Here is a 21303-nt window from a genome sequence, read left to right as displayed (position 1 = left end):
GCTGCGCGAAAGTTCGTAGGCAATCGATTGATAGCGGTCACCCTTGGCCTCGATTCCGCGCTCGTTCGATGGGCCGAGGGGGGCGCTGAGCATTCCGGCGTCGCTTGAATGTCAACACACTCTAGCAAGTGGCTGATTATGAGAGAGGTTTTCTTGGTATGTCAAACACCGGCTGAGCACCCGACTGATGGGCGCATAGTGCTCGCTATCGTCGCGCAGCGGCGAGAACTCGATTGAACCGCTCGCGCTGGGCAAATGATCGATCTGCTCGATCGTGCAAAGCTGTTTTTCGCGCCTGTTGATCACCATCTTTCGTATGATCAACCCGTTTCTCCTTTCGCCGGCTATCTTCTTTCAGGCTCATGCCTCGGTGGAAACCCACGCGCCGTTCCAGCTCATACCACTGCGGACAAGGCTCATCGCCTGGTCGATCTGACGGTCGCAGGTGGTCATCAGCGATAGACCAGCACCGGAATCTTCGAGTGGGTGAGAACCTTGTGAGTTTCGCTTCCGAGCAACAGGGCCGAGATTCCCCGGCGGCCATGCGAAGCCATGAAGATCAGGTCGCAATTCGATTGCGTCGCCGCATCAATGATTGCCTGATAGGGAATGTCACTGGTCAGAGCCAGCCTGTCCACTTCGACGCCGGCGCTCTGGCACAGCTCGACGACGAAATCGAGAACCTGCTGCGCCTGCTGCTCCGCCAGTTCGGCGAACTTCTCGGGCGTCGTCGGATCGATCAGCGCGCCTTCGCCGTAGTAGCTCACCGGATACTCCGGCCGGGCGAAGAACGCTGTAATGCGAGCGCCTGCCTCTTTGGCGAAGGAAACCGCCCGACGCGCCGTATCCTTTGAAAGGTCGGATCCATCGACGGGAACAAGGATGTGCTTGAACATGGTTCTTCCTCCAGAGGGTGCATGAAACCACTATAGGCACAAAACGCCGCATCGCTTTTGATTGAAATCAAATGATCAACGCCGGATCGGTCAACACCAGCGAGCAATTATCGTTGCTCGCTCGCACTGGCTCGGAGCGGCTGCCATCGCGACAAGCGCCAGCGAGGCAGCCCGTCGCCAGGCAGTCCCCCGGTCCGGCACGACGAATTCATAAAGTATTGTTTGATGTCGATCAACGCCGCCAGTCCCGCCGCAGCTGACAATGACGACATCGATTCGAAATGGGCGAATGATGCACGAGATCCGGGATTTCATGGCCAATGATCATCGGGCGTGCGACGACCTTCTGAACGCGGTCGAGCAGGCTGTCGTAAGGGGCGCCTGGGAGCTCGCCAGAGTGGAGTTTGCTCGCTTCAGGGACGCCGTTCTGAAGCACTTTGCGGCCGAAGAGTCGATTCTGTTTCCGCTCTTTGAACAATGCACGGGCATGTATCTGGGACCGACGCAGGTGATGCGCGCCGAGCATCTGCAGATGCGGCAACTGCTTGGCGCTGCCGAAAGCGCGCTGACCGAGCGCGCCGCCGAAGATTACGCCGGCAACGCCGAGACCTTGCTGATCATGATGCAGCAGCACAACATCAAGGAGGAGAACGTGCTCTACCCGATGTGCGACCAGCGACTCGCTGCTCAACTCGACACCCTGTTGCCGGAACTGCGGAAGCAGCTTGGGGAGCCCGAGAGAACGGCGACATGATGGAGAAGGAAGCCGATGTCGTGCTCGACGCACGCGACCTGGAGCCTCCCGAGCCGATGGTGCGCACGCTGGAAGCGCTGGACACCCTTGCTCGGTCGGAAAAGCTTCTGGTGCTCCTCCCGCGCGAGCCTTACCCGCTCTACCTAGCCCTGGAACTAAACGGTTTCGCCTGGCAGACGGAACGCCGACCGGACGGCACCGTGGCCGTCCTGATACGACATCAAACGCCGTAATGCAGGCGTTGCTGTCCTTCGAGCAAGCGCCACCGTTTACTGCGCCACTTCGTTTCTTTCTGACCGCGCCCCTGTTTGCCATGCTCGCAGCGCTGCTCGTGCTGTGGAGCGGTCCCGAGCTTTTTGCTTCGCGCTGGACGCCAGCCGCGCTGGCGCTGACGCACCTGATCACGGTCGGCTTCATGCTGCAGGTGATGCTCGGCGCGATGCTCCAGATCCTCCCGGTAGCGGCGGGCGCCAACCTGCCACGGCCGCTGCTGGTTGCAACTCTGGTTCACATCGCCATCGCCCTTGGCGCACTGCTGCTGGCAGCAGCCTTTCTGAGCTACCAGCCACTCGCCTTCAGGCTGGCGGCAGCGCTGGTCGGCAGCGGCGTGGCACTCTTCGTTGCCGCCGCCGGCTACTCCCTCTACGGCGTGTCGTCGACGGATCCGACCATTCGCGGGCTGAAGGCGGCTTTGATCGGATTGAGCGTCACGGTCTGCCTCGGCGTGCTGCTGGCCACCGCCCTCGCCGGAGCATTCGAAGTGCCGCTGTTGCAACTGACGTCGATCCACCTCGGTTGGGGCTTTGTCGGCTGGAGCGTCGTTTTGCTCGCCGCCGTCGCCTCGGTGGTGGTGCCGATGTTCCAGATGACACCGCCCTACCCGCAATGGTTCGCCGGCCGTTTTTCCTGGGTCGTGCTGGCCTTGCTGTCTTTGTGGAGCGTCGCCGACACGGCTGCCTGGCAACGATTGGAAGCACTTCTGGCCGGCGCCACGGTGCTATCCATCGCCGTTTTCGCCACGCTCACGCTGCAGCTTCAGCGCCGCAGCAAGCGCGCCCGCTTCGATGCGACGCAGCGCTACTGGTGCGTGGCGATGCTCAGCGCACTCGCTGCCTGCTCATTGTGGCTTGCCGCCCGCAGTCTTCCGGCGCTCGCCGAACGGCAGGAGTGGCCGCTGTTATGCGGTGTCCTGGCGCTCGTTGGCAGCTTCATGTCGGTGATGATCGGAATGCTCTACAAGATCGTTCCTTTTCTGGTCTGGTCGCACCTGCAGAACCTCGGCCGCGGCCGCGTGCTGGCGCCAAACATGAACAAGGTGATCGCCGGCAAGCAGATTGACGGACAGATGTACGCGCACCTGCTCGCTCTGTTGCTACTCTGCGGGGCCGTTGTGCGACCGACCTGGTTCGCCTATCCGGCCGGGCTGGCGCTGCTGGCAGCCAATGGCTGGCTGTTGTACAACATCGTCTGCGCAGTGCGGTTCTACCGCGGACACCGGCTGAAGATCGAAGCGCAGACGGCCCATGCGGCGATCGGCAGGTGAACCAGACGGTGCGTTCGGCGCAGCCGCTTTCCGGGTAGGCGGCAGCAGCACCGGCACGCCAGGTACGGTGACAGTGCGCCAGCGTGGCCCGCCCCCCCTTGCTCAACTAACGATCAACTGGACCGCCGACCACCAGGGCCGTGATGACATACCTGACGTTGAAATACCTCCATATCGGCTGCGTCGTTCTCAGCGGCACCGGCTTCTTCCTGCGCGGGGTGTGGATGCTCCGGGAATCGCCATGGCTGCAAAGAAAAGTGGTGCGGGTGCTGCCGCATATCGTGGATACGGGCCTGCTGGCCAGCGCCATCGCCATGGCCGTGATCAGTGCCCAATACCCGTTCGCCGCCGACTGGCTGACCGCCAAATTGATCGCTCTGCTGGTCTACATCGGGTGTGGCGCGATGGCCCTGAAGCGCGGGCGCAGCAAGCAGCAGCGTGCGCTGTTCCTGGTCGCCGCGCTAGTGGCATTTGCCTACATCGTTTCGGTGGCATCGACGCGCAACCCGCTCGGCTTCCTCGCCTGGTTCGCGTGAAACGCTGCAGCGATCACCGCGGGCCGTCAGTTGTGCTGGTGCGACATCAGTTTTCTCAAGCCGGCGGTATTGAGGATCCTGATTCTTCTTTGATGAACGGCAAGCAGCCCCTCGTCCTGGAAGCGCGAAAAGGCACGGCTGACCGTCTCCAGCTTGAGACCGAGATAGCTGCCGATCTCGTCACGCGACATTCGCAGGTTGAATTCCGCCGGCGAATAGCCGCGCGCCTTGAAGCGCTGCGAGAGGTTGAGCAAAAAGGCCGCCAGACGTTCCTCGGCGCGCATCGTGCCGAGCAACATCATCACCCCGTGATCGCGAACAATCTCCCGACTCATCACCTTGTGAAAGTGATGCTGCAAGGTGTGGATTTGCCGAGACAAGCCTTCCAGGTTGGAAAAGGGAATTGCACAGACTTCGCTGTCTTCGAGGGCAATGGCATTGCAGCTGTGGACCTCGCTGCTGATCCCGTCGAGGCCGAGCAACTCGCCGGTCATCTGGAAACCGGTCACCTGGTCACGGCCGTCCTCGATCAGCACATCGGTCTTGAAAAAGCCGCTGCGGACCGCGTAGATCGACTCGAACTCCTGGCCCGACCGATACAGGTAATCGCCGCGCTTGAGGCGCTTACGCGTCGAAACCAACTCGTCCAGCCTTTTCAGTTCCTCCGGATCGAGGCCGATGGGAAGGCACAGCTCGCGGAGGTTGCAGTTCGAACAGGCGGTCTTGACGACCTCAAACGCAAGTCTCGCCGACGTATCATTGCTAGACATGGCCGTCCTTTTCACTAAACTCTGCGTTTGATCCACGTCAACCCGATTACTTCAGCGCGGTCCGATAATGCACGCAACAAATACTGTAGTGGAAACATGAACTCTGTCGCCGGCAACCTGGTCTTTGATCCGCAGATCATTCGCCGCTTCGACATCAACGGCCCCCGCTACACGTCCTACCCGACAGCGGATCGTTTCGTCGAAGCCTTTGGTTCGGACGCCTACCAGTTGTGGCTCGGAAAGCGCAACATCGGCGCCGTTAGCCGGCAACTGTCATTGTACTTCCACATCCCGTTCTGCAATACCATCTGCTACTACTGTGCGTGCAACAAGATCATCACCAAGGATCATGGGCGCTCGGCCAAGTATCTGAGATACCTGGCGCGCGAACTGGCACTGCAGAGCAGCCACCTGGAGGGTGGCGATCAGGAAGTAGCGCAGTTGCACTGGGGCGGCGGGACGCCGACATTTCTCTCACACGATGAAATGCGCCAGTTGATGGACGCTACGCGCAGGCACTTCCGATTGATCGAGGGTGGCGAGTACTCGATCGAAGTCGATCCCCGCAAGGTTGATCGGGCGACCGTCGAACTGCTCGCAGAACTCGGCTTCAACCGCATGAGCGTCGGCGTGCAGGACTTCGACCCGGGCGTGCAGCAGGCGGTGAACCGCATCCAGAGCGAGGAAGAAACCTGCGCGGTGATGGACGCGGCACGCGCCAGCGGTTTCAAGTCGATCAGCGTCGACCTGATCTACGGTTTACCTAAACAGACGGTGATCGGCTTCAGCCGCACGCTCGACCGCGTCATTGCCGCCAGCCCGGATCGCGTCTCGATCTACAACTACGCGCACCTGCCAAGCCTCTTCAAGCCACAGCGGCGGATCCTCGAGGCTGAAATGCCCAGCGCCGATGCGCGACTGCAGATTCTTTCCCTGGCGATTCGCAAGATGACCGAGGCCGGCTATGTCTATATCGGCATGGACCATTTTGCCAAGCCCGACGACGAACTGGCGACGGCACAGCGACAGGGGCGCCTGCATCGCAACTTCCAGGGCTATTCGACGCATTCCGACTGTGATTTGCTGGCCTTCGGCATCTCGTCGATCAGCAAGGTCGGACCGACCTACAGTCAGAACGTGAAAACGCTCGACGAATACTACGATCTGCTCGACAACGCCACTTTGCCGGTCTACCGCGGGATCGAGCTCAACGCTGACGACCTGCTGCGGCGGTCGATCATCCAATCGCTGATGTGCCACTTCGAACTGTCGATCGAGTCGATCGAAATTGCCCACCTGATCGAGTTCAGAAGCTACTTCGCCACCGAACTAGACGATCTCCGCGAAATGGTGGACGCCGGCCTCGTTCGCATCGATGACAAATGGATTACCGTCCTGCCGCGGGGACGGATGCTGGTGCGCGCCATTTCGATGGTCTTCGACCGCTATCTGCGCGCCGACCGACAACGCACCCGTTACTCCAAAGTGATCTGAAGCCCGGCCGCAACAAGCTCGCAACCAGGGCACCGGCGACCAGCTCGGATGAAGGAGTAGAATCGGCCCTCCTGCCTGGCGTTGGCGTGTCCATTGATGCCTGATTCGAGTTATCTCGCCCTGTTGCTGGTTGGCCTGCTGGGGGGCACGCACTGCGTGGTGATGTGCGGTGGAATCGTCGGCGCCCTGTCGATGGGAGGCCCCGCGCGCGCCTCGCTGCACCTCGCCTACAACGCCGGACGGATTGCCAGCTATGCCGCGGCGGGAGCCCTGGTCGGTGCGCTGGGTGAAGCCAGCCTCGCCTTGTCCGGGCAGCTGCCGCTGCGCAGCGTCCTGTACCTGCTCGCCAACCTGATGCTCGTCGCCCTCGGGCTGTATCTGATGGGCATGACCAGGGCTCTGGCGTTCACCGAGCGCTTTGGCCAGAAGCTATGGCGGCATCTGCAACCGCTGACCCGCCATTTCTTGCCCGCGCGCACCGTTCGGCAAGCGTTTCCCCTCGGTCTGCTGTGGGGCTGGTTGCCCTGCGGGCTGGTCTACAGTGCGTTGGCCACTGCCTTGACCAGTGGTTCGGCCTGGCACGGAGCCGGCCTGATGCTGGCGTTCGGCGCCGGTACCCTGCCCAACCTGCTGCTCGCGGGCCTGCTTGCCACCCGGCTGCAGGCCTACGCGCACCGGCCGGCGCTGCGCGTCGTATCCGGGCTGCTGATTCTCGCCTTCGGTGTCTGGGGCCTGATCGGCCTGGCCCGACTGGCTTTCCGGAGCTGGCCCGACGCCAGCTGATACGCTTGCTTGACCTCCCGATCCCTGGGCGACAATGACTGACCAGACCACGAACTCCAGCCAGCACCTCGACCTGCCGATCAGCGGCATGAGCTGCGCTGCCTGCGCGGCGCGGATCGAGAAGGTCCTCAACCGCCTGCCGGGTGTCACGGCCACCGTCAACCTGGCCAGCGAGCGCGCGCGGGTCGACCTGTCGGATGGCGCAAGCAATTCCCAACAGGTCGTCGCGGCGATAGCGAAAGCCGGTTTCAGCGTGCCGCCGCGGACGCTCGAACTGGCCATCGACGGGATGAGCTGCGCCGCCTGCTCGACGCGGCTCGAGAAGCTGCTCAATCGTCTGCCCGGTGTCGAAGCGGTAGTCAATCTGGCCAGCGAGCGGGCGAGCGTCCGCTATCTTCCCGGAGTCGCCGATCCGGTGCTGCTGCTGGCTGCCGTCAAACGTGCGGGCTTTGTCGGGCGCCTGGCCGACGATCAGTCGCGCGCGCTTGAAAAGGCCGGAAAGGTCACCGCCGAGCGCGCCGAATTGCGCCGCTTCTGGATTGCGGCGGCGCTGACGCTGCCGCTGGCCGCACCAATGCTCACCATGTTCGGTGCCGGCGCTCACGATCAGCACGACGTCCTGCCGCGCTGGCTGCAACTGGTGCTGGCAACGCCGGTGCAGTTCTGGATCGGCGCGCGTTTTTACGCGGGTGCGTGGAAGGCCTTGCGCGGCGGCGGGGCAAACATGGACGTACTGGTCGCGCTCGGAACGACCATGGCCTACGGCTTCAGTCTGGTGGTCACGGTCTCCGGCGCCACCGACCTGCACGTATACTTCGAGGCGTCGGCAGCGGTGATTACGTTGGTGCTGCTCGGCAAATTGCTCGAGGCGCGGGCCAAGGCCAGGACCACCGACGCCATCGAGACGCTCGTTCGGCTGCAGCCAAAAACCGCGCGCGTCGAGCGCGACGGCCAGTTGATCGACGTCGACGCCGCCCTGCTGATCCCCGGCGACGTCTTCATCGTCCGCCCCGGCGAGAGCCTGCCGGTCGATGGCGAAGTGATCGATGGCTCGTCGAGCGTCAATGAAGCGATGCTTACCGGCGAAAGCATGCCGCTCACCAAACAGGCTGGTGATCGCGTATTCGCGGCGACCGCCAACGGCGAGGGTATGCTGCGCTGCCGGGCCAGCGGCGTCGGCGAGCAAACCCTGCTGGCCGGTATCATCCGGATGGTCGCCGAGGCGCAGGGATCGAAAGCGCCGGTGCAGCGACTCGCCGACCGGATCTCGGCGGTCTTCGTGCCGGTCGTCTGCGCCGTCGCCTTGTGCACCTTGCTTGGCTGGTGGGCGCTCGGCGGCAACTTCAGCGCAGCGCTGGTCAACGCGGTGGCGGTACTGGTGATTGCCTGCCCCTGCGCGCTCGGACTGGCGACGCCGACAGCGATCATGGTCGCCACTGGCAGGGGTGCCGCTGCGGGGATCCTGGTCAAGAACGCCGAGGCGTTGGAACGTGCCGAGAAAATCGCGGTGCTGGCCGTAGACAAGACCGGTACGCTGACCAGCGGCGAACCACTGCTGACCGACGTCCTGCCCCTGGCAACGTCGGCTGACGAAGCGCTGCTGCTGGCGGCCGCTCTCGAACAGGGTTCCGAACATCCACTGGGGCGGGCGATTCTCCAGAAAGCGCAGGCCAGCGGGCTTGCCCCGCCGGTGGTCGAGCAGTTTCGGGCCATTCCCGGTCGGGGAGTGACCGGTCGGGTCGGCGGGCGCCTGCTTCGGCTTGGTGCCGCCGATGCTTTTGCCGGCCTGACCTTGCCGGAGAAGCTGATCGGGCAGTTGCAACGCGCCGGCAAAACCGTCGTGGTCCTGGCGGAGGTCGGCAGGGAGCACGACAGGCAAGATGATGAGGGCCGTGACGCGGGCGACGCCATGGGCGGCGATGCGGGCGTCGTCCTGGCAGTGCTGGCGATCGCCGACCCCTTGCGCGCCACCTCAAGTGCTGCCGTGGGCCGCCTCAAGGCGATGGGCATTAGGGTGGTGATGCTGACCGGCGACCATCAGGCAACAGCCGCCGCGGTCGCCAACGACGCCGGCATCGATGATTTCCGGGCCGGCGTACTCCCCGGCGAGAAGGCAGCGGCGGTCAATGCGCTGAAGAACGGTGGTGCGGTCGTGGCCATGGTCGGCGACGGCATCAACGATGCGCCGGCGCTAGCCGCGGCTGATGTCAGCTTCGCCATCGGCGCCGGGTCGGACGCGGCGATATCGGCCGCAGACGTGACGCTGGTGCGCGGCGATCTGCACGGAATTGCCGACGCGATCACGCTTTCGCGTGCGACGCTGAGGAAAATCAGGCAGAATCTCTTCTGCGCCTTTATCTACAACGTTCTCGGCATACCGCTGGCGGCGTTGGGCATGCTCAATCCGGTCATCGCCGGCGCCGCCATGGCGATGAGTTCAGTCTCGGTAGTCTCGAACTCGCTGCTCCTCAAACGCTGGCGCCCTGGCGGCAGCCAGGGGTTGGCGACGCGCGTGCAGGAGTAGCCGCGGAAGATTACCGGCGAAATTTCGGCAGCACCTGCAACGCCCACGGGGAAACTGCAGATGGAAACAATCGTCATCCGTATCACCGGGATGCGCTGCCAGGCTTGCGTGCAGAGCGTCCGCGCCGTCCTCGAAGCCCTGCGCGGCGTCGAAGCGGTCGCCGTGTCGCTGGAGCCCGGACAAGCCACCGTCAGCTACGACCCGACGCTCGGGAACGTCGCCATCTTGCGCAAGGCGGTCGAACAGGCAGGCTTTGACGCAAGCTGAAAGGCTTTGTCGGCGGCGCCGTACCGCCTCGCACATGTGGTGACCGCCCCATACCGCTTACCTGACCATCATGCCCAGAAAAAAACCGAAGACCGAAGAGCCTGCAGCTCCGGAAACCACCGCCAACCAGCCGCTCAGACTGACGCAGCTTTCGCACGGAGGCGGTTGCGGATGCAAGATCGCTCCCGGCGTGCTCGAACAGATCCTCGCCAAGACCAGTCCGGTAGTCGTACCGAAGCAACTGCTGGTCGGCATCGAAACCAGCGACGACGCGGCGGTCTACCAGCTCAACGACGATCAGGCCTTGGTCGCGACCACCGACTTTTTCATGCCGATTGTCGATGACCCCTTCGATTTCGGCTGTATCGCGGCGACCAACGCCCTCTCCGACGTCTATGCCATGGGTGGCACGCCGCTGCTGGCACTGGCCGTCGTCGGCATGCCGGTCAAGCAGTTACCGCTCGATACCATCAAGCGAATTCTTGAAGGCGGCGAGTCGGTCTGTGCCCGAGCGCGAATTCCGATTGCCGGCGGCCACACCATCGATTCGGTCGAGCCGATTTATGGCCTGGTGGCCATCGGTCTGGTCCATCCCGACAATCTCAAGCGCAACTCCGGCGCGCGTCCCGGCGACAAGCTGATACTTGGCAAGGGTCTGGGGATCGGCGTCTATAGCGCTGCATTGAAGAAAGGTCTCTTGTCGGCGAGCAGCTACACGGCGATGATCGCCTCGGCGACGCAGCTCAACACGCCCGGGCGGGCCCTGGCCTGCCTGGCCGGGGTGCACGCCATGACCGACGTCACCGGCTTTGGGCTGCTCGGTCATCTGGTCGAAATCTGCAAGGCGTCCAAGGTCTCTGCGGCGATCGACTACGCCGCCTTGCCGGTCTTGCCGAATGTCCTCGATTACCTGGCGGAAGGCTGCATGACCGGCGCATCCGAGCGCAACTGGGCAAGCTATGGCGAGCGCGTGGTGGTCCCCAAGAAGCACTTTGGCGATCTCGAGCGTGCGCTGCTGTCGGATCCGCAGACCAGCGGCGGGCTGCTGCTCGCTTGTGCCCCGGAAGTGGTTACCGAAGTCCTGTCGATCTTTCTGCAGGAAGGCTTCGATCACGCCACCGTCATCGGCGAGGTTTCCGCCGGCAAGGCGCAGGTTTCGGTGGTCAACAGCAAGGCGGAGTGAAGCGCAGGCGGGAACAGGACAACGATCCGGGAGGCACCGCCCCGCCCGGCCAATTGGCTGGCTAACCCGAAAGCGGCGGCACCCTCAGTCGAGGATGTGCGACACCAGGCCGTCTGCCAGTTTTGGTTCAAACCATGTCGACTTTGGCGGCATCACCTGACCGCTGTCGGCCACCGCCATCAGTTCCGACATCGACGTCGGATACAGCGCAAAGGCAACGGCCATCTCGCCACTGTTCACCCGCCGCTCCAGTTCCGCCAATCCGCGCATGCCACCGACAAACTCGATACGCGTGTCCCGGCGAAGATCGGTAATCGCCAGCAGCGGGCCGAGAATCTGCTCGGCGAGCACCGAGACGTCCAGGCGGCGCACCGGATCCGCCTCGGGAACCAGTTCTGACAGCACTTCGAGGCGATACCAGCGTCCCCCCAGATACATGCCACAGACACCGCTACGGTCGGGTTTTTCCGGACCGCAACGCGGATCGATCCGGTAACGCTCGCCGACGGCCGCCAGAAACGCCTCCTCACTCAGGCCATTCAGATCTCGCACCACCCGGTTGTAGGCCATGATCCGCATCTGTGCGGCGGGGAAAACCACCGAAAGAAAGAACTCGGCACCCTCCATGGCTGCCGCCTGGCCGCGCCGAGCGGCCGCGACCCGCGAGGCTGCGGCCGAGCGATGATGGCCGTCGGCAATGTATAGCGACGGCATCGCTGCGAACAGCGCACTGATGCGCGCAATGCGCTCGGCATCGTCGACGGTCCACAGCGTATGCCGGATCCCGTCGTCGGCCGTCAGATCGGCGACCGGTGGATTCTCGGTGGCCGCAACCACCAGGCGCTCGACTTCCGCGTTGTCGGCGTGCACCAACAGTACCGGTCCAGTCTGGGCGTTCAGGGCCTCGATCTGGCGTACGCGGTCGTCCTCCTTGTCCGGGCGGGTGAGTTCATGCTTGCGAATCCGATTGTTGTCGTACGCGGCGACCGAAGCCACCGCCACCAGTCCGGTCTGAAGGTGCTCGCCCATCACCAGGCGATACGCGTAATAGCACCGGCGTTGGTCACGGCACAGAACTCCCGAATCGATCATCCGTCGAAAGTTCTCGGCCGACCTGGCGTACACCTCGGGGGCAAAGGAATCGACATCCGGGGGCAGATCGATTTCGGCCTTGGAGACATGCAGAAAGGACAGCGGCTTGCCACTTGCCGCGGCCCGCGCCTCGTCGCTGGAGAGCACGTCATAGGGTGGTGCAGCAACTGCTGCCGCGTCTGAGCTGCGTGGGCGAAGGCCCTTGAAAGGCTGCAGCAGGAGGCCAGAGTCAATGAGCACGAAGTTCTCCTGTGGGTGGGTTGTTTCTGGAAACGACCGTAGCGGACTCTCGGCGGCACCGATCGCGTGTGCCGACCGCGATCCGTACCGATGACGGTAGAGTGTATCTTCAGATGCTCCGGTACAGCGCCTCATAACGCGCGGCGGAGTCATCCCAGGAAAAATTCTGCGCCATGCCGTGCCTCTGGAGCTGCCGCCATGCCGCGGCGTCACGGTAAAGCGCGCAAGCCCTGCCAATCCGCGACGCCAGCCTGCGGCTGCTGGATTCGTCAAAGGTGAAGCCGTTGGCAGTGCCCGCCTTGACGTTTTCCGGAGTCGCATCGATCACCGTGTCCGCCAGTCCCCCCACCCGGCGCACCAGCGGCACAGTGCCATAGCGCAGGGCGTAGAGCTGCGTCAGCCCACAGGGCTCGAAACGCGACGGAACGAGGAGGACGTCGGCGCCGGCCATGATCCGGTGCGACAGCGGCTCGTCGTAACCGAGATGCACCGAAACAGCAGCCGGATGAGCCGCCGCGGCGGCCCTGAAAGCGGCTTCGATGTCCGCCTCGCCACTGCCGATGACCACCAGTTGGGCGCCATCGGCCAGCAGCGCCGGCAAGGCGCCGAGAACCAGATCCATGCCTTTTTGCGAAGTCAATCGGCTGACAATGGCGAACAGCGGCGTCCTGGCGCGCAGCGCAAAGCCGAGCTGCTTTTGCAGCCCGAGCTTGCAGACCATCTTGCCCCGCAGACGTTCGGCACTATAGTTCCTGGGAAGCGCCGCATTGGTGCTGGCGTCCCAGACCGAATAATCGACACCATTGAGAATGCCCGACAGATCACCGCCTCGACCGCGGAGTACGCCGTCCAGTCCCCAGCCAAACTCCGCGGTACAGATCTCGCGGGCATAGGTCGGACTGACGGCGTTGACGCGCTTGGCATGCACCAGAGCAGCCTTCATGAACGACAACTGGCCGTGAAACTCGACGCCACTCTGATTCGCGCCGGAAATCTGCAGACCGAGGTCATTGTGATGATCAAGCGGGAACAGACCACGGAAAGAGAGGTTGTGAATGGTGAACACCGTCGCCGTGGTCCCCGCCGGATTCTGCGCGATATAGGCGGGAGCCAGTCCAGCGTGCCAATCATGGGCATGCACGACGTCCGGCTGCCAGTGCCGATCGAGTTCGCCGGCGGCCAGGTGCGCGGCGATCCAGCCAAGGAGAGCGAAGCGCCGGTGATTGTCGCTCCAGTCGCAACCGTCCGGGCCAAGATAAGGATTGCCGTCTCGCCGGTAAAGGAACGGCGCGTCGATCACGTAGGCCAGCAGACCACTGTCCGGCAGACGACCGAGCCGCAGCGTGATGACCGCCGCGCCAAAGGCCGGGCCGAAGCGGATCACCCGCTTGAGATCGAGTACCCCATTGAGAATGGCTGGCATGCCGGGCAACAGGATGCGCACGTCAAGGCCGCGTGCGGCAAGCGCTGCGGGCAAGGCGGCGACGACATCGGCAAGACCGCCGGTCTTGACCAGCGGATAGATCTCCGCAGCAACGTGCAGGATGCGCACGCAGCCAGTCCCTCTCAGGCCTCGCTAACTGAGCCGCTCGAGCATTTTCCGGGTAATCAGCGTGACGCCGTTCTCGGTATATCGGAAGCGGCGGGCATCATCATCGGGATCCTCACCGACGACCATACCCGGGGGGATCTGGCAGTCGCTGTCTACCACGCAGCGGCTCAGGCGCGCTCGCGAACCGACCACGGTGTCGGGGAGCAAGACCGACAGGTTGACCCGGGCGTACGAGTGGATTCGGCAACTCGAGAACAGCAGCGAGCGGTTGACCTCGCCGGAGACGATGCAGCCGCCAGAGACCGTCGACTCGATGGCCGTGCCCCGCCGGTCGAGATGGTTGTGCACGAACTTGGCCGGGGGAAGTTGCTGCTGGTAGGTCCACACCGGCCAGTTGCGGTCGTAGAGGTTCAAGGCCGGCACCGTGGCGGTCAGATCGATGTTGGCATCCCAGTAGGCGTCAATGGTCCCGGCATCGCGCCAGTAGTGTTCCCTGACCGGCTCATCGGGCGCCACCACGCAGCTACGCGAGAACGAGTGCGCTACCGCACAGCGCTTGGCGACGGCATGCGGAATGATGTCCTTGCCGAAGTCATGATTGGAGGTCTCGTCGGCAATGTCGCGTGCCAGTTCGGCATACAGATACTTGGCGTTGAAAACGTAGACGCCCATGCTGCACAAGGCCATATCCGGTTTGCCAGGCATCCCGGGCGGGTCGGCAGGCTTCTCGATGAAATCGGTGATCACGCCGCTTTCATCGACCGCGACGATCCCGAAGCCGCTTGCCTCCTGGCGCGGCACCTCGATACAGGCGACGGTGCACTCGGCGCCGCTCTCGACGTGGTCAACCAGCATCACTCCGTAATTCATCTTGTAGACGTGGTCGCCGGCCAGGATCACGACGTATTCCGGCGCTGGCGTATAGGTCTCGAGAATGTCTATGTTCTGATAGACGGCATCGGCGGTGCCGCGATACCACGATTCCTCATCGACTCGTTGCTGCGCCGGCAGCAGGTCGACAAACTCGTTGACCTCGCCGTGCAGAAAGCTCCAGCCGCGCTGCAGGTGACGCAAGAGACTGTGCGACTTGTATTGGGTCACCACGCCAACGCGCCTGAGTTGCGAATTGACGCAGTTCGACAAGGCAAAATCGATGATCCGGAACTTGCCTCCGAAATGAACGGCCGGCTTGGCGCGGCGGTCCGTCAGTTCATGCAGTCTGCTGCCGCGCCCGCCAGCAAGCACCAAGGCAATCGCCTTGCGCGACAATTGGAATGTTTTCCTGTCCATTTTCCTATCCCTGTAAAGCTCGATTCAAAGCCTCTGACGACGCCAGCAGCCGTCACCAGGTTCTAGCTGATCACGTCCGGGCCCTTTCTCCCGGTCAGCGCCGCAATCTGCGCGACGTTCTCGGCAAGGCCGATGAGCGGCGCCAGCGCCTCTTGCGTAGGCACTTCGTGGCAACCGGGGTCGGCTACGAAGCGTTCCAGATAGACGCGCAGCGTGGCCCCTTCGGTGCCCGTTCCCGACAGTCGGAAGACCACCCGTGAACCGTCGTCGAGCAGAATGCGAATACCCTGGCGCTCCGAGCGCGAGCCATCCACCGGGTCGGTATAGGCGAAATCGTCGGCTGTCGCAATCCGCATGTCCTTGACCAGCGAGCCGGCCAGTTGCGGCAGACGCGAGCGCAGCCCGTCCATCAGGCGATCGGCCGGTCCGGTTTCGATGCCCTCGTAGTCGTGGCGCGAATAGACATTACGGCCAAAGTGCTGCCAATGCTGACGAACGATCACGTCGGCGGGCGTGTCGCGCACCGCCAGGATATTCAGCCAGTAGAGGACCGCCCACAGACCATCCTTCTCGCGCACGTGGCTGGAACCGGTACCAGAGCTCTCCTCGCCACAGATCGTTGCCTTGCCGGCGTCGAGCAGCGAGCCGAAGTATTTCCAGCCAGTCGGCGTTTCGTAGCACGGGATGCCGAGTTCCCTGGCGACGCGATCGACTGCGCAGCTGGTCGGCATCGATCGCGCTACACCGGCCAGGCCGCCAGCGTATCCGGGGATCAGCGCATGATTGGCGGCGATTACCGCCAGGCTGTCGCTCGGGCTGACGACGAAAGCGCGACCGACGATCATGTTGCGATCCCCATCACCATCCGACGCCGCGCCAAACGACAATCCGGAACGGCTGTCGGCGAGCGCCGCAACGAGTTCCGCGGCATAGACCGGGTTGGGATCGGGGTGGCCACCACCGAAATCGGGCAGCGGCGTACCATTGACCACGGTGCCGGCCGGCGCGCCAAGACGACGTTCCAGGATTTCGTGCGCATAGGGACCGTTCACCGCGTGCATGGCGTCGAAACGCATGCGAAAATCCGGCCGCGCCAGCAGGCCGGCGATGCGCTCGAAGTCAAACAGCGACTCCAGGAGTTCGGCGTAGTCGGCCACCGGATCGATGACGCTGACCACCAGATCACCGATACGCAGCTCGCCGATCCGCCCCAGGTCAATGTCTGGCGCCTCTACGGTACGATAGGCACGGATCTCCCGTGTGCGCTGATAGACCGCTTCGGTAAAACCCTCGTTGGCCGGCCCCCCATTGGCCAGATTGTACTTGATGCCGAAGTCACCATCCTCGCCGCCGGGGTTGTGACTCGCGGACAGGATGATGCCGCCAAAAGCCTGCCACTTGCGAATGACAGCGCTCGCCGCCGGCGTCGACAAAATGCCGTCACGGCCGACCAGCACACGCCCGAAGCCGGCTGCTGCCGCCATCCGCAGGATCGTCTGGATGGCCACGTCGTTGTAGTAACGGCCATCGCCGCCAAGGACCAGCGTCTTTCCCTGCTGGCCGGAGAGGGTGTCGAAAATTGCCTGGACGAAATTCTCGAGATACCGCGCCTGGCGAAACACCGTCACCTTCTTCCGCAGCCCGGATGTCCCCGGCTTCTGGCCGGGGAAAGGCGTGCTGGGAACGCTGATCACCTTCATAGTCATTTCATGCCTCGTTGCAGATTGAAAAGCCCTGGCTCGACAGGGCAGCAAGACAGTTTCATCCGAGATGCTGGCGGGTGTACACCAGCAGAGCCTGGGTCGACGCATCGAGCTTTGCGGCCAGGCGCGGATCGGAAATCGCCGGCAGGATGCTGTTGGCCACCGCCTTGCCAAGCTCGACGCCCCATTGGTCAAAGGAATTGAGTCCCCAGATGACGCCCTGGACGAACACCTTGTGTTCGTAGAGCGCAACCAGTGCCCCCATGGTCTGCGGATCCAGTTGCGAAAGCAGCAGCGTGGACGATGGCTGGTTGCCGGCAAACACCTTGTGCGGCAGGAGTTCCGTCAGCGCCGCCGGCGACATGCTGCGAGCGAGTTCCTGGCGTGCCTCGTCCTCGGTCTTGCCGAATGCCAGGGCCGCACTCTGCGCAAAGCAGTTGGCCAGCAGAGCCTCCTGGTGCCCGGGCAGCGGAAAGTCCGAACGTACGGCGGCGATGAAATCGCAAGGCACCAGCCGCCCGCCCTGATGGAGAAGCTGGAAGAAGGCGTGCTGGCCATTGTTGCCGAGTTCGCCCCAGACGACCGGATTCGTCGCATGCTCGAGCGGCTGCCCGTCGATACCGACGGACTTGCCGTTACTCTCCATTTCGAGCTGCTGCAGGAACGACGGGAAATACTTCAGCGACTCGTTGTAAGGCAGTACCGCATTGCTCGTCGCACCGAGGAAGTTGGTGTTCCAGATACCGATCAGGGCCATCACCACCGGCAGGTTGCGCTCGTACGGCGTGTTGCGGAAGTGCTCGTCCATACGTTCGGCACCGGCGAGCAGGTCGGCAAAAGCCTGCGGTCCGATGGCGATCATCAGCGCCAGACCGACCGCCGACCAGAGGGAAAAACGCCCACCGACCCAGTCCCAGAGTGGAAATACCGAATCCTCGTTGATTCCGAACTCCACCGCCCGCTCCGGTCTGGCGGTCAGCGCAGCAAAATGCCGTGCCACCGCAGCGGCGTCGCCGAGATTGGCGACCAGCCAATCGCGGGCGGTCTGCGCGTTGAGCATCGTCTCCTGCGTGGTGAAGGTCTTGCTGGCGACCAGAAACAGCGTCGTGCGCGGGTCAAGGGTTTGCAGCAGCGGCGCCAGTTGGGCACCGTCGAGATTGGAAACATAATGCACGCCGAGTGCCGGATGCGAGATCGAACGTAGGGCGCAGCCGAGCATCTTCGGCCCGAGGTCGGAGCCGCCAATGCCGATATTTACCACGTTACGGATCGGCAGACCGGTGAAACCGAGCGCCTGCCCGGAACGAATGCTGTCGGCGAAGGCAGCCATTCTCTGACGCGTCGGCACGACGTCGGTCATGACATCGAAATCAGCACTCGGGAATGGCGCGGCCGATCGCCGCAAAGCGACATGCAGCACCGAGCGGTCTTCGCTGACATTGATCTTCTCGCCGCTGAACATGCGGGCGGTCGACTCGGCAAGTCGGGCCTCCTCGGGCAGCGCCAGCAGCAACGCCAGCGTACTCGCATCCAGACGCTGCTTCGAGAAGTCGTAAAGGATTCCTTCGAAACTCAGTGAGAGGGCAGCCACGCGACCGGGATCGCCGGCAAACAGTTGTCTGAGATGCGCCGGCGAGAACGACTGGCGGTGTGTTTCAATCGCCTTCCAGGCGGCGGAGGTGGTGATGTTCATGGTCGGTAGGAGCTCGTCGATGAGTGATCAGGCCATCTGGAAACGGCCCTGCGGGAGGATTTTCGATGAAATATGACAACATATGTGTTCCGCTTATCAGCTTGCCAGAATGCTCTCCAGAACGCAAAAAAGAATGCGCCGGGGCCGCTTCGAAGAGCATCTACAGAGCCACTCTCGAAGCCATTCCCGCGGGCGACGTCCAGAGCATGGCCGGTGGCAGACCAAGGCTTAGGAACGTCGTTCGACGAGGGCGCCAGACGACCCGCAGCGAATGGTCCACCATTGGGTCAAGATCACAAGGGGTAGCCTGGTAGCCTGGAAATCGGGCGGCGGGGGCGGCGGCAAGGGCGTCAGCTGGTCCAGCTTCGCAAGCTGTCCCCGAATGGCTTGTCTTCCTCGGTGATATGGCGCTCGAACCAGTATTCGATATAGCGCAGAAAGGAGTGCACATCTCGTGAACCGTCACGCACTGCGCGCAGCGTTTTTCGTAACGTCTGCAGATTTTCCTGGTGCACCCGGGCGTGGTCGGCGAAGTCCACTCCGCGCTGCAGGGCGAGGCGCTCTTCGCTGGCGAAGTGCCACTCCAGATAGTCGAGCAGACTTTCGAATCCGTCGAGGGACGGGGGACCGCTGCCGAAAGATTTTGCCTTCAGTGCCTCGATACGACAGAAGATTTCTTCGTGCTGAACGTCAATTTCCGGTACGCCGATCAGCAAGGCCTCCGGTAACAAACCGGTGAGGTTGCTCTCCATGACAAGGCTCCGCAGGTAGACGCTGTAGCAACACGCACAGTATAAAAGTCGGAATCGCAAAGCACCAGTTAAATCGGCTGCGTTCAGGCAAACACGCCATGCAGGAACCATCCCGCCTGACACCGAAAGACCCATAGCCATTCGGCCCGCGCGGAAATGGCAACGAAGTAGTCGCGCCGCAGATCACCGAGCGCATCGGGCTCGCCAGCATCCCACCAGCCACTTTCGATGCGCTCGGGCCCGGTAAGCAATCGCAGGGGGCCAGCGCACTGCGGTCGACCGGCCACTTCGCGCAAGGCTTGCGGCCTGGCCAGCAGCCACAAGGGACGCGGACCGCATCCGGCATCCGGCATGGCAGCGGCAGCGAGCAAGCTCGCCGCTGACCTTTTCCCTGTCAGCAGCCTGGGGCTGATTCGTCGCGAGGCATTCTCCGGACGGTGCTCGGCCACTGCCGAGAGCGCATGCACGCTGTCGTTCCCCAGGCGCGCTTGCAGACGTTCGATCAGCGCCGCTACCGAATCACCCGCCGCGCCTGCAGCACCCTCTGCGCATTCGCCGAACAGGCTGGCCGTCCGCCCTGGAAGCATTTCCAGCGCCTCGGCTCGCAAACTGAGCAGTTCGACGGCGGCGGGCAGTTCGAGCCGCTGCAGGCGCTCGACGAGCACTCGCGAGATCCGTTCAGCGTCGCGCGTGGCAGTGGTAAAACCGAGCGCCAGGACAGTCGCCGGTCGCTGCCTCGTGCCGCGCTCGTGGATAAACTCGAACAGGCATTCGTTGACGCCAGCAGAACGCGCAGCAAGCCAGCCGCACAAGATGGCGATCAGGCGACGCCCGGCAAAACCGAGGGCCATCGCATTCTCGGTCCGCATCGGCAATTCCAGCCGCTCGACAAAGCGCTCCGGGAAAACATAGCGCGGCCGCGGGTCTGGCAAATCACCGAGTGCGCGCGCCAGATCAGCGGCAAAATCGGCTCCGAGTCGGCGCGCCAGGCCCGCGCGCGGTAGGCGAAGCACGTCAGCAAGCAAACGCGCGCCAAAACTGCCGAGGCGCGCCTGCCTCTGGGGCGAAAAAGCGAGCATGGACAACGACAGGCGGCCGAGGCGCAACGGCAGTTGCGCAGCGTCGAGGCAAGGTCTATCGTCGCCGGCCAACGCCAGCCACTGCGCGGCGAGTGGCGTTGGCGCCAGGGCCGCCTGCGCGGCAAAACCCTGCTCGGCGCAGCCAGCGACAATGCGCTCGAAGAGCACCGCAACGCCACCAAAGAGTCGCAGCGATCCGGCCACTTCCAGGAGCAGCGTCTGTGGTGGCAGGCAGCAGACTTCCGACGTAAAAGCACCCGCCCAGCAGGCAAGCCGGGCCAAGGCCGCCTGCTCACGCTCGACATCGCGCTGGCGCACGGCCAGGCCGGGTAGCAAGGCCCACGCCTCGGCCAGCCGTAGCCCGGGCATCACGCCGGCCGACGCCGCCGCACGGTCAGCGACGACGACCCGTTCACGGCCGACGATGGCGCTAGGCGATGGCAGGCTGGGAAAGGCCTCGAGCGGCAGGCGCGGCAGGTAGAGGACAAGCCAGAGCATGGCTCAGGCGCACCGGGCGTTGAATGGCGATTGGCAAGGGAGCTGGCTGCGCGCCACCACGGCGTTTGAGGAGACGAACGCGGAGTTGCTCTCCATCCCCATCGAGCGCCAGCCGCAACGGTGCCGGCGAAGACTGGCTGGCACAGGCTGCCGGACGAAAAACGAAGAGCAGCGTACGACTGCTCTCGGCAGCAAGCTGCAGGCGACGAAGCGAGGTTGCCTGCACTTCGGGTAACCAGGCGACCACGGCACCAACGCCATCGGCAACGAGTGAGCGCTCACAGGCCCAGGCGGCATCACGGCCGGGAGCGCTGGCAACCAGCAGTCGCGACAAATCGACACCGCACTTCTGTAATGCTGGCGCATGCAATGGATGCGGTGGCGCAACGCAAACGAGCCAGGCGAGTTCATCGCTCGAGAGCCGCGCCAGGGCCGGCAGGAGCAAGCTCAGTTCGCCAATGCCGCGACGCAGCGGCAAGATTTCGGTCAGACCACCGCGCGGCCAGCCGCCGCCGGGCAGCTCACGGTCAAGCTCGGCAAAGCCCGTCGGCACGCCAGGTAGCGGTGCTCTGGCCAGCGTAGCGCCGCGCCAGACATCGGCACGGTCAAGGACTTGCGACAGCGTCAGGGAGGAAGAGATGGTCGAGGCCAAAT

Annotated in this window: 20 protein-coding genes; 10 read left to right on the top strand and 10 right to left on the bottom strand. The window is 63.5% G+C overall.

Going from position 1 to position 21303, the window contains the following annotated elements; translation table 11 throughout:
- The first annotated feature begins 255 nt into the window (after positions 1-255).
- Positions 256-462, top strand: a complete 207-nt coding sequence (locus Q1L50_RS09675) for a hypothetical protein (protein ID WP_300337920.1) — start codon at positions 256-258, stop codon at positions 460-462.
- On the opposite strand, the gene Q1L50_RS09670 is transcribed toward Q1L50_RS09675, so the two are convergent.
- Positions 453-896, bottom strand: coding sequence for a universal stress protein (locus tag Q1L50_RS09670; RefSeq protein WP_300337918.1), 444 nt, complete (start codon positions 894-896; stop codon positions 453-455). The two genes, Q1L50_RS09675 and Q1L50_RS09670, sit on opposite strands and share 10 nt — an antisense overlap.
- Positions 897-1185: 289 nt before the next feature.
- On the opposite strand from Q1L50_RS09670, the gene Q1L50_RS09665 reads away from it, so the two are divergent.
- From Q1L50_RS09665 to Q1L50_RS09650, 4 genes are all read left to right on the top strand, one after another.
- Positions 1186-1650, top strand: coding sequence for a hemerythrin domain-containing protein (locus tag Q1L50_RS09665; protein WP_366145228.1), 465 nt, complete (start codon positions 1186-1188; stop codon positions 1648-1650).
- Positions 1647-1883 carry a DUF2249 domain-containing protein gene (locus tag Q1L50_RS09660; RefSeq protein WP_300337916.1) on the top strand — a complete coding sequence of 79 codons (237 nt, stop codon included), beginning with the start codon at positions 1647-1649 and terminating at the stop codon, positions 1881-1883. Before Q1L50_RS09665 ends, Q1L50_RS09660 begins: the two co-directional genes overlap by 4 nt.
- Positions 1883-3193 carry a hypothetical protein gene (locus tag Q1L50_RS09655; protein WP_300337914.1) on the top strand — a complete coding sequence of 437 codons (1311 nt, stop codon included), beginning with the start codon at positions 1883-1885 and terminating at the stop codon, positions 3191-3193. Before Q1L50_RS09660 ends, Q1L50_RS09655 begins: the two co-directional genes overlap by 1 nt.
- 143 nt (positions 3194-3336) lie before the next feature.
- Entirely contained in the window at positions 3337-3729 is a 393-nt protein-coding gene (locus Q1L50_RS09650) for a SirB2 family protein (protein ID WP_300337912.1), read from the top strand.
- Between the two features lie 26 nt (positions 3730-3755).
- Here the strand turns inward: Q1L50_RS09650 and fnr are convergent, their stop codons facing one another.
- Complete coding sequence (fnr, locus tag Q1L50_RS09645) at positions 3756-4499, bottom strand: fumarate/nitrate reduction transcriptional regulator Fnr (RefSeq protein WP_300337910.1); 744 nt, start codon at positions 4497-4499, stop codon at positions 3756-3758.
- Positions 4500-4595: 96 nt separating this feature from the next.
- Here fnr and hemN point away from each other — a divergent pair, with 96 nt between their 5' ends.
- The 5 genes from hemN (at position 4596) to selD (ending at position 10750) form a co-directional block, all read left to right on the top strand.
- A complete protein-coding gene (gene hemN, locus Q1L50_RS09640) occupies positions 4596-5993 on the top strand; it encodes an oxygen-independent coproporphyrinogen III oxidase (RefSeq protein WP_300337909.1) in 1398 nt (465 codons plus the stop codon).
- A 96-nt stretch (positions 5994-6089) separates the two neighbouring features.
- Positions 6090-6776, top strand: coding sequence for a sulfite exporter TauE/SafE family protein (locus tag Q1L50_RS09635; protein ID WP_300337907.1), 687 nt, complete (start codon positions 6090-6092; stop codon positions 6774-6776).
- A gap of 34 nt (positions 6777-6810) precedes the next feature.
- Positions 6811-9300 carry a heavy metal translocating P-type ATPase gene (locus Q1L50_RS09630; RefSeq protein WP_300337906.1) on the top strand — a complete coding sequence of 830 codons (2490 nt, stop codon included), beginning with the start codon at positions 6811-6813 and terminating at the stop codon, positions 9298-9300.
- Between the two features lie 60 nt (positions 9301-9360).
- Positions 9361-9567, top strand: coding sequence for a heavy metal-associated domain-containing protein (locus Q1L50_RS09625; RefSeq protein ID WP_300337905.1), 207 nt, complete (start codon positions 9361-9363; stop codon positions 9565-9567).
- 70 nt (positions 9568-9637) lie between these two features.
- Positions 9638-10750, top strand: coding sequence for a selenide, water dikinase SelD (selD, locus tag Q1L50_RS09620; protein ID WP_300337903.1), 1113 nt, complete (start codon positions 9638-9640; stop codon positions 10748-10750).
- An 84-nt stretch (positions 10751-10834) separates the two neighbouring features.
- Here selD and Q1L50_RS09615 read toward each other — a convergent pair whose 3' ends face one another.
- From Q1L50_RS09615 to imuA, 8 genes are all read right to left on the bottom strand, one after another.
- Positions 10835-12082 (bottom strand): DUF1015 family protein, encoded by a 1248-nt coding sequence (locus Q1L50_RS09615; protein WP_300337902.1) that lies wholly within the window; start codon positions 12080-12082, stop codon positions 10835-10837.
- A 109-nt stretch (positions 12083-12191) separates the two neighbouring features.
- On the bottom strand, positions 12192-13634 hold the full coding sequence (gene glgA / locus Q1L50_RS09610) for a glycogen synthase GlgA (RefSeq protein ID WP_300337900.1): 1443 nt from the start codon (positions 13632-13634) through the stop codon (positions 12192-12194).
- Between the two features lie 24 nt (positions 13635-13658).
- On the bottom strand, positions 13659-14924 hold the full coding sequence (glgC, locus tag Q1L50_RS09605; protein WP_300337898.1) for a glucose-1-phosphate adenylyltransferase: 1266 nt from the start codon (positions 14922-14924) through the stop codon (positions 13659-13661).
- Positions 14925-14986: 62 nt separating this feature from the next.
- Positions 14987-16624 (bottom strand): alpha-D-glucose phosphate-specific phosphoglucomutase, encoded by a 1638-nt coding sequence (locus Q1L50_RS09600; protein WP_300337924.1) that lies wholly within the window; start codon positions 16622-16624, stop codon positions 14987-14989.
- 61 nt (positions 16625-16685) lie between these two features.
- Entirely contained in the window at positions 16686-18320 is a 1635-nt protein-coding gene (gene pgi, locus Q1L50_RS09595; protein WP_300337896.1) for a glucose-6-phosphate isomerase, read from the bottom strand.
- 350 nt (positions 18321-18670) lie between these two features.
- Entirely contained in the window at positions 18671-19072 is a 402-nt protein-coding gene (locus Q1L50_RS09590) for a hemerythrin family protein (protein ID WP_300337894.1), read from the bottom strand.
- An 83-nt stretch (positions 19073-19155) separates the two neighbouring features.
- Positions 19156-20649: a DNA polymerase Y family protein gene (locus Q1L50_RS09585; protein WP_300337892.1), complete on the bottom strand. Its 1494-nt coding sequence runs from the start codon at positions 20647-20649 to the stop codon at positions 19156-19158.
- Positions 20582-21301 (bottom strand): translesion DNA synthesis-associated protein ImuA, encoded by a 720-nt coding sequence (imuA, locus tag Q1L50_RS09580; RefSeq protein ID WP_300337890.1) that lies wholly within the window; start codon positions 21299-21301, stop codon positions 20582-20584. The genes Q1L50_RS09585 and imuA overlap by 68 nt, the downstream gene beginning before the upstream one ends.
- Positions 21302-21303 lie beyond the last annotated feature (2 nt).

The organism is Accumulibacter sp., from assembly GCF_029255145.1.
Lineage (GTDB): Bacteria > Pseudomonadota > Gammaproteobacteria > Burkholderiales > Rhodocyclaceae > Accumulibacter.
This window is presented reverse-complemented; position numbering and strand designations above follow the sequence as displayed.